The sequence below is a fragment of the Streptomyces sp. enrichment culture genome (assembly GCF_964272855.1).
GTDB lineage: Bacteria > Actinomycetota > Actinomycetes > Streptomycetales > Streptomycetaceae > Streptomyces.
Map to the genome: position 1 here is coordinate 5,093,951 of NZ_OZ186847.1, position 8,550 is coordinate 5,102,500.

Genomic DNA, 8,550 nt, shown 5'->3' on the forward strand with positions numbered 1-8,550 from the left:
GCGCCGGGGGGCGAACCCCCTGGGGCCTGTCTGACAATTCCCGCCTGCCCGCGACACCTGGCACGCGTGCTCGCCGCGTTGCCGAACCGCCCACGTGGCGCCGCCACGAGGGCGCTCCGGCGCCTTGCGATCACACGCACCAGACGCCGCGGGGCCCGCCCTTCGGGCGAACGACGGGAATTGTCAGACAGGCCCTCGGCGCCCGCCCGCCCCGCACCTCCACGGCATCCGCCCAACCCCGGCACACCACCCCCCCACGGCGGTACGCTGACCAGGCACGACCGCATACGGCGCCGTACCAGCCACACGGCCCCACCCCACACATCCGCGCCCCGAAGGGAACCCCCATGCCGCTCGAAGCCGGCCTCCTGGAGATCCTCGCCTGCCCGGCCTGCCACGCCCCGCTCAAGGAGCAGGACGCCGAGCTGATCTGCACCGGCCAGGACTGCGGCCTGGCGTACCCCGTCCGCGACGGCATCCCCGTCCTCCTCGTCGACGAGGCCCGCCGCCCGGCGTAACGCGAACCCCGGCGCCCCGCGCCGCGGAGCACCGCACACAGGCGACCCGCACAGACGACCAGACGACCCGGCTTCGGAGGCTGCCGCCCATGCTGGACGAATCGCTGCTCGACAACCCCGAGGCCCTGGCCGAGGCCGACCGGCGCGGCCTGCTGCGCGGCGCCGCCGAGGCCGGCGCCCGCGTCCGCACCGCCGCCCGGCACGCCGCCGAGGCCGGCATCGGCGACCTCAAGCCGGACGGCCGCCCCCGCGCGGTCCTGATCGCCGGCCCCGGCGCCGCTCCAACCCACGCCGCCGACCTCCTCGGCACCCTTGCCGGCCCTGGCAGCCCGGTCATCCGCCTGGCGCCCACCGGTGTCGCCCCCGCCGCCGGAGCCCTGCGCTGGGAACTCCCCGGCTGGGCCGGCTCCGTCGACCTCCTGCTCATCGCCACCCCCGACGGCACCGAACCCGGCCTGTCCCTGCTCGCCGAGCAGGCCTACCGCCGCGGCTGCACGGTCGTCGCCGTCGCCCCGCCCCGCACCCCCATCGCCGAGGCCGTCGCCGGCGCCCACGGCCTCTTCGTACCGCTGGCCACCGCCCCGTACGAGCAGGACGAACCCCTCGCCGGATCCGCCCCCGGAGTGCTGTGGGCGCTGCTCACACCCCTCCTCGCACTGCTGGACCGCGTCGGACTGCTCGGCGCCCCCGGCGACGCGCTGGAGAAGGTCGCCGACCGCCTCGACCAGATCGCCGAGCGCTGCGGCCCGGCCATCGCCACCTACAGCAACCCCGCCAAGACCCTCGCCGCCGAGCTGGCCGACGCCCTCCCGGTGATCTGGACCGAGGGCACCTCCGCCGGCCCCGCGGGCCGCCGCTTCGCCGCCGGCCTTGCCGAGCTGTCCGGCCGGCCCGCCCTGGTCGCCGAACTGCCCGAGGCGCTCGGCGCGCACAGCGCCCTCCTCGCGGGCCCGCTCGCCGCCAGCGCCGACCCGGACGACTTCTTCCGCGACCGCGTGGAGGAGCCACCCGCTCTGCACGCGCGCGTGGTGCTGCTCCGCGACCGCCCGATCGGCGGCCTCACCGCGGCCCCCGCGGCCCGCGACCTGGCCCTCAGTCACGACACGCCGATCAGCGAACTGGAACCGGAGGCCGGCGGCGAACTGGAGACCCTGGCCGAACTGATCGCCATCACGGATTTCGCCGCCGTTTACCTGGCGCTCGCATCGAGGGCCTGATCTTGCCCAGGACGCCCTGACCGCCGTAGGCCCGCCGGGCCACGGCGCACGCGTCGCAAGCACCGAGAAACCGGCAGAAGGAACGCAGAGCCCCATGGACCGCCTGGACAACACCATCCGCCCCTACGCCTGGGGCTCCACCACCGCGATCCCGCGGCTGCTCGGGGTCGAGCCGACCGGCGAACCCCAGGCGGAGATGTGGATGGGCGCCCACCCGGGAGCCCCGTCGCGCACTCCGCGCGGCACCCTGGCCGAGGTCCTGGACGCCGACCCGGAGCAGGAGCTGGGCCCTGCCGCCGTCGCCAGGTTCGGCCCCCGGCTGCCGTTCCTCCTCAAGATCCTCGCCGCCGGCGCCCCCCTCTCCCTCCAGGTGCACCCCGACCTCGCCCAGGCGAAGGAGGGCTACGAGGACGAGGAGCGCCGCGGCGTCCCGGTGGACGCCCCGCACCGCAACTACAAGGACGCCAACCACAAGCCCGAACTGATCTGCGCCCTCACCGAGTTCGACGGCCTGTGCGGCTTCCGCGCCCCCGTGCAGACCGCCGACCTCCTCGACGGACTGGGCGTCGCCTCCCTCAAGCCGTACGTCGACCTGCTGCACGCCCACCCCGAGGACGCGGCGCTGCGCGAGGTCCTGACCGCCGTCCTCTCCGCGGACCGCGAGGAGATGGCCCACACGGTCGTCGAGGCCACCGCCGCCTGCGCCCGCCTCGGTGGCGCCTACGCGCCCTACGCCGACATCGCCCACCACTACCCCGGCGACCCGGGCGTCATCGCCGCGATGCTGCTCAACCACGTCCGGCTCCAGCCCGGCGAGGCCCTGTTCCTCGGCGCCGGCATCCCGCACGCCTACCTCAACGGCCTCGGCGTCGAGATCATGGCCAACTCCGACAACGTCCTGCGCTGCGGCCTGACCCCCAAGCACGTGGACGTCCCAGAACTCCTGCGGATCGTCCGCTTCGAGGCGAGCGACCCCGGCGTGCTGCGCCCGGAGGCGACCCCCGACGGGGAGGAGGTCTACGAGACCCCCATCGACGAGTTCCGGCTCTCCCGGTACGTCCTCCCCGAGGGCGGCGCCGACCACGACCTCACCCGCGGCACCCCGCAGATCCTGCTCTGCACTGCCGGCGCGGTACGGACGGGCGAGCACGAACTGCGCCCGGGCCGGTCCGTCTTCGTCCCGGCGGGCGAAAAGGCCGAAGTGTCCGGCTCCGGAACGCTCTTCAGGGCCACGGTCATCGCCTGACAGCCCCGTAAAGGCTGCATAAGGACGCCCATCGACCCCGCCCACGCGGGGACTGCAACAATGGCCCACCGTCAAGGGCGGGCAAAGCCCGGCAGCAGCAGTGGCGTACGTGAGAAGGGACAACGCGAACACATGAGCGCGTCAGGCGGCACCAAGGCGATCGTGGCGGCACTCGCCGCCAACCTCGCGATCGCGGCATCCAAGTTTGTGGCGTTCCTCTTCAGCGGCTCGTCCTCGATGCTCGCCGAGTCCGTGCACTCCCTCGCCGACTCCGGCAACCAGGGCCTGCTGCTCCTCGGCGGCAAGAAGGCCCAGCGCAAGGCCACCCCGCAGCACCCGTTCGGCTACGGCCGCGAGCGCTACATCTACGCCTTCCTCGTCTCGATCGTCCTCTTCTCGGTCGGTGGCATGTTCGCCATCTACGAGGGCTACGAGAAGATCAAGCACCCGCACGAGATCGAGCACTGGTACTGGCCGGTCGGCGTCCTGGTCTTCGCGATCATCGCCGAGGCGTTCTCCTTCCGCACGGCCATCAAGGAGTCCAACGTCCTGCGCGGCCGCAAGTCCTGGAAGGAGTTCGTCCGCCACGCCAAGGCGCCGGAGCTTCCGGTCGTCCTCCTGGAGGACCTCGGAGCCCTCGTCGGCCTGATCCTCGCCCTCGGCGGCGTGGGCCTCGCCCTGCTCACCGGTGACGGCGTGTGGGACGGCATCGGCACCCTCTGCATCGGCGTGCTGCTCATCCTGATCGCGCTCGTCCTGGCCGCCGAGACCAAGTCGCTGCTCCTCGGCGAGTCCGCGGGCCTCGAAGAGGTCCAGAAGATCGAGGCCGCGACCGTCGACGGCGAGACCGTCACCCGCATCATCCACATGCGCACGCTGCACCTCGGCCCCGAGGAGCTGCTCGTCGCCGCCAAGATCGCCGTCCGCCACGAGGACACGGCCGGCGAGATCGCCGCCGCCATCGACGCCGCCGAGGCCCGCATCCGCGAGGCCGTCCCGATCGCCCGCGTCATCTACCTCGAGCCGGACATCTACAGCGCGGCCGAGGCCGCCAAGGGCCCCGACCCGGAGGCCACCCCGGGCGGCCCGACGCCGCAGGCCGACGGCCACTGATCCGGAACGGCCGAAGGGCCCCGCCGCTCGACAGGAGCGACGGGGCCCTTCTCGTGCGCAGGCCTTGCTGTCCGGTCATCTGAAGTGATCCGGCCAGAACTGCACCAAGACCGCCGGCCGCCGCCGCACGTTCCGGGCCCGGATCGCGAGCAGGACCGCCCCGGCCAGCAGGACCAGCCCGAACAGCAGAAGCAGGGCCAGCAGCACGGGCCCGGTATAGGAGCCGGTCACCCTGCCGACCACCGCCTCGGCCGGGACCGTGCCGCCGTGGTCGTCGGGGAACGCGCGTGAATCCCGCGAGTTCAGCCGGTGGTCCCCGAGCAGGAACAGCCGGCCCTCCGGCACACGCACGTCGTACGGACGGCCCAGCCCGTCCGCGACACCCCCGTCGACGTACGGCTCCACCAGCGGCACTCCGTCGCGCAGGATCCTCTCCTTCGCGGTCCCCGTCGCCCCGACGCAGCACACCACCCGGTCACCGCCCATACCGATCACCCGCTGCAGGACGTAGTCGTCCCCGTAGCGATCCGGCACTCCGTAGAGCACCACATCGCCCCTCCGCACCTCGTCCGCGCCGACGCGCTCCACGACGACGGGATCACCGACCTCGTACGTGGGCCGCATGCTCTCGCCCCGCACCGTAACCAGCTTGTACCCGTCCCGCAGGGACACCAGGGCCGTGACCATCAACGCCACTCCCAGCATCCCCACTACCCAGGCCACCACCGTGACCCGGCGTATCTCGTCCACCCCGCCACCCTCCCCACAAGGAACATCCGCGGACGCAGAGGCTAGCGGCCGCCCCGCCGTCGGCCGCACCCAGCAGCCGCTCCCGGGCCCACCGGCGAGGGCAAAGACACCACCGCAACGCCATGTGATCGGCGCGATGTGTTCGCCCGTGGGCTGGGGACCGGCGGGCCGACCGGTGTAGCTTGGGACGGAGCCAGACGTCGCTGCTGATGGCGGTCGGGCGGTCCCATCGCGGACCGACCGAGGGAGAGAGGGCCTCCGACGGACTGCGCTGCGCGTACGCGGGCATGCCTGTGTCCTCTTCGGGCACCCCGGTGTCCGCCGCCGCGCAGATCAGCCGTACCCACCTCGACCCAACCTCCGAGGAGCAGCTCGTAATGACGACTGTCGACAACCGACAGGACTTCAAGGTCGCCGACCTCTCCCTCGCCGAGTTCGGCCGCAAGGAGATCACCCTCGCCGAACACGAGATGCCGGGCCTGATGGCGATCCGCAAGGAATACGCCGAGGCACAGCCCCTCAAGGGCGCCCGCATCACCGGCTCCCTGCACATGACCGTGCAGACCGCGGTCCTCATCGAGACGCTGGCCGCCCTGGGCGCCCAGGTCCGCTGGGCCTCCTGCAACATCTTCTCCACCCAGGACCACGCGGCCGCCGCCATCGCCGTGGGCCCGAACGGCACGCCCGACAACCCGCAGGGCATCCCGGTCTTCGCCTGGAAGGGCGAGACCCTGGAGGAGTACTGGTGGTGCACGGAGCAGGCGCTGACCTGGCCGAACACCCCCACCGGCGGCCCGAACATGATCCTGGACGACGGTGGCGACGCCACCCTCCTCGTCCACAAGGGCGTCGAGTACGAGAAGGACGGCAAGGTCCCCTCGCCCGACACCGCCGAGTCCGAGGAGCACCGCGTCATCCTCGAGCTCCTCACCCGCACGGTCGCCGAGAGCCCGCAGAAGTGGACCCAGCTGGCGTCCGAGATCCGCGGCGTCACCGAGGAGACCACCACCGGTGTCCACCGCCTGTACGAGATGCAGCGCGAAGGCACCCTCCTGTTCCCGGCGATCAACGTCAACGACGCCGTCACCAAGTCGAAGTTCGACAACAAGTACGGCTGCCGCCACTCCCTGATCGACGGCATCAACCGCGCCACCGACACCCTGATCGGCGGCAAGACCGCGGTCGTCTGCGGCTACGGCGACGTGGGCAAGGGCTGCGCCGAGTCCCTGCGCGGACAGGGCGCCCGAGTGATCGTCACCGAGATCGACCCGATCTGCGCCCTCCAGGCCGCGATGGACGGCTACCAGGTCACGACCCTCGACGAGGTCATCGACAAGGCCGACATCTTCGTCACCACGACCGGCAACAAGGACATCATCATGGCCTCGGACATGGCCAAGATGAAGCACCAGGCGATCGTCGGCAACATCGGCCACTTCGACAACGAGATCGACATGGCCGGCCTCGCCAAGGTCCCCGGCATCGTCAAGGACGAGGTCAAGCCGCAGGTCCACACCTGGACGTTCCCCGACGGCAAGGTCATCATCGTCCTGTCCGAGGGCCGCCTGCTGAACCTGGGCAACGCCACCGGTCACCCGTCGTTCGTGATGTCCAACTCCTTCGCGGACCAGACGCTGGCGCAGATCGAGCTGTTCACCAAGCCCGACGAGTACCCGACCGACGTCTACGTGCTGCCCAAGCACCTCGACGAGAAGGTCGCCCGCCTCCACCTGGACGCGCTCGGCGTGAAGCTGACCACGCTCCGCCCCGAGCAGGCCGAGTACATCGGCGTGAAGGTCGAGGGCCCGTTCAAGCCGGACCACTACCGCTACTGAGTCGCGGCCCCGCCCGCCGGGAAGCGCGCCCGTGCACTGGCGCGCCGTCCCGGCAGCAGGTCCTCCGAGGCAGGCCCCCGCACCCCCGTGTCGGGGGCCTGCCCCTTTGGCCGGACCGGTCGGCGGCCGACTCGGCCGGACCGGCGTCCGGCATCCGACCGGCGCCCGCCGACCGGAAACCCGGGCGACTCGACAACCGGAAACCCGGGCGACTCAACGAGGTGACCCGACCAGCCCGTCAACCCCAGGACCCCCATGCCCCGCGGCCGCTATTCGCTCCACGATCCGCACGATCACACCCCCCTCGCACAAGAGCACTTCCACTGCGCCCCCGGCCCCTCCGGCTGGCGCTACGTCTCCCAGCTGACGACCCCCGCCGGCGACCACCTGGGCTCCGTCGACCTGGCCCTCGACGACCTCGGCCGCCCCATCCGCCTCGAACTCCACGCCGGCGGCTGGCAGGTGCGCGGCGCCGCCCTCGACGGCGTCACCTGGGTCCGCACGGACCCCACCGGCGCTCACGCCACGGAAGGCAACGTCCCCGCCCACGCCTTCACCGGCACATCACCGGCGTTCCTCGTCGCAACCGCCCGTCTGCTCCGCCTCACCCCCTCCGGAACCGCCACCCGCGTACGCCTCGTCGCCTTCACGGATCCGGTCCTCGCCCCGCTCACCGTCGACCAGTCCTGGGCCCTGGTGAACAGAGAAACACACGCCACTGACAACGCCCCCCTGACGGTGGACGAATACCAGGTCACAGCCCTGGACACGGGCGAGCAGCACACCGTGCACATCACCGGCGACGTGGTCCTCGCGGCCCCCGGCATCGAGCTGGAGGACCTGGAAACCCCGCCGTCCGTGTTCGAGTGAGGTTCCGGCTAGGCGGTGGGCATTCAGGCCGGGGGAACGAACCCGGTGGCAGGCGGCTCGCCCGCCGCCCCGCCTTGCTTCGACACGCCCTCGTATGCAGGCGCGGACGAGAAAGGGCCGGGGCCGGTCGGCGGGGCGTATGCCCCAGTGACCGGGCCGGAGCCGGAGCCGGAACCGGAACGGGAGTCGGAGCCCGCTCCCGCCGACTGAACGGTGCCGCCGGCGGCCGTCGCGCCGTTGGCGTACACCCGCCGGACCTCCCGGGCCTGCCGCTCCTGCACCACGGCCGCCAGATAGGCGGCCGGAGGAACCCCCTGCGGCACCGGAGCATCCGTCCGCGCCGCGACGTCGGTGGCGAGACGTTCCGCCATCGCCCAGCCCACCTGCGGATCGAGCTGCTGCATCCGCGTCAGGTACTGGCGCACGGCCAGCCACAGCCCGTCGGGAACCGCGGACAGGTCAAGTCCCGAGAACCGCCCGGCCAGCCAGGGCGGAGGCGGCGGCACGAACGCCGTCCGCGCCTCGGGCACCCGCTCCCGCACGACAAGGGTCCCCGCGAACACGTCCCCCAGCCGCCGCCCCCGCTCCGAGACCAGCGAGGCGATACAGGCGACGACTCCGAACGTCATCAGAATCTCGACGACCCCGATCGCCCCGCGCACCAGCGCGTGCCGGAACCGGATCGGCCCGCCGTCGTCCCGCACCACCCGCAGCCCGAGAGCCAGTTTCCCGAGCGACCGCCCGTGGCTCAGCGTCTCCACCGCTATCGGCCCGCCCACCAGCACCAGAACGAACGCCGCGACCGACAACGCCGTCCGGGCGGCCACGTCCAGCGAAGCGGTGGTCAGGATCAGCACGATCGACACGCCGAAATAGGCCAGCACTGCCACGACCAGATCGAGCAGCACGGCCAGCGCCCTGCTGGGCAGCCTCGCAGGGCGCAGCTCCAGCGCCACCGCCTCACCCGTCACCAGCTCACTCACGCCCCGCCGTCCTTCCCT

Annotated in this window: 8 protein-coding genes; 6 read left to right on the forward strand and 2 right to left on the reverse strand. The window is 72.3% G+C overall.

Translation table 11 applies throughout. The features are described from left to right. Positions 1-347 precede the first annotated feature (347 nt). The 4 genes from ACSU6L_RS22440 to ACSU6L_RS22455 all read left to right on the forward strand — a co-directional run bounded on the left by ACSU6L_RS22440 (position 348) and on the right by ACSU6L_RS22455 (position 4,094). Positions 348-518, forward strand: a complete 171-nt coding sequence (locus ACSU6L_RS22440; protein WP_020940431.1) for a Trm112 family protein — start codon at positions 348-350, stop codon at positions 516-518. A gap of 89 nt (positions 519-607) precedes the next feature. Then, positions 608-1,735, forward strand: a complete 1,128-nt coding sequence (locus ACSU6L_RS22445; protein WP_437059419.1) for an SIS domain-containing protein — start codon at positions 608-610, stop codon at positions 1,733-1,735. Between the two features lie 94 nt (positions 1,736-1,829). Next, complete coding sequence (gene manA, locus ACSU6L_RS22450; protein ID WP_437059421.1) at positions 1,830-2,981, forward strand: mannose-6-phosphate isomerase, class I; 1,152 nt, start codon at positions 1,830-1,832, stop codon at positions 2,979-2,981. Positions 2,982-3,113: 132 nt separating this feature from the next. Next, on the forward strand, positions 3,114-4,094 hold the full coding sequence (locus ACSU6L_RS22455) for a cation diffusion facilitator family transporter (protein WP_437059423.1): 981 nt from the start codon (positions 3,114-3,116) through the stop codon (positions 4,092-4,094). A 75-nt stretch (positions 4,095-4,169) separates the two neighbouring features. On the opposite strand, the gene lepB is transcribed toward ACSU6L_RS22455, so the two are convergent. Then, positions 4,170-4,844 carry a signal peptidase I gene (gene lepB, locus ACSU6L_RS22460; RefSeq protein ID WP_437059425.1) on the reverse strand — a complete coding sequence of 225 codons (675 nt, stop codon included), beginning with the start codon at positions 4,842-4,844 and terminating at the stop codon, positions 4,170-4,172. A 377-nt stretch (positions 4,845-5,221) separates the two neighbouring features. Here lepB and ahcY point away from each other — a divergent pair, with 377 nt between their 5' ends. After that, positions 5,222-6,679: an adenosylhomocysteinase gene (gene ahcY / locus ACSU6L_RS22465; protein ID WP_073941304.1), complete on the forward strand. Its 1,458-nt coding sequence runs from the start codon at positions 5,222-5,224 to the stop codon at positions 6,677-6,679. Between the two features lie 255 nt (positions 6,680-6,934). Beyond that, entirely contained in the window at positions 6,935-7,549 is a 615-nt protein-coding gene (locus ACSU6L_RS22470; protein WP_437059428.1) for a hypothetical protein, read from the forward strand. A gap of 23 nt (positions 7,550-7,572) precedes the next feature. Here ACSU6L_RS22470 and ACSU6L_RS22475 read toward each other — a convergent pair whose 3' ends face one another. Next, complete coding sequence (locus ACSU6L_RS22475; protein WP_437059430.1) at positions 7,573-8,532, reverse strand: RDD family protein; 960 nt, start codon at positions 8,530-8,532, stop codon at positions 7,573-7,575. Between the last annotated feature and the right edge of the window lie 18 nt (positions 8,533-8,550).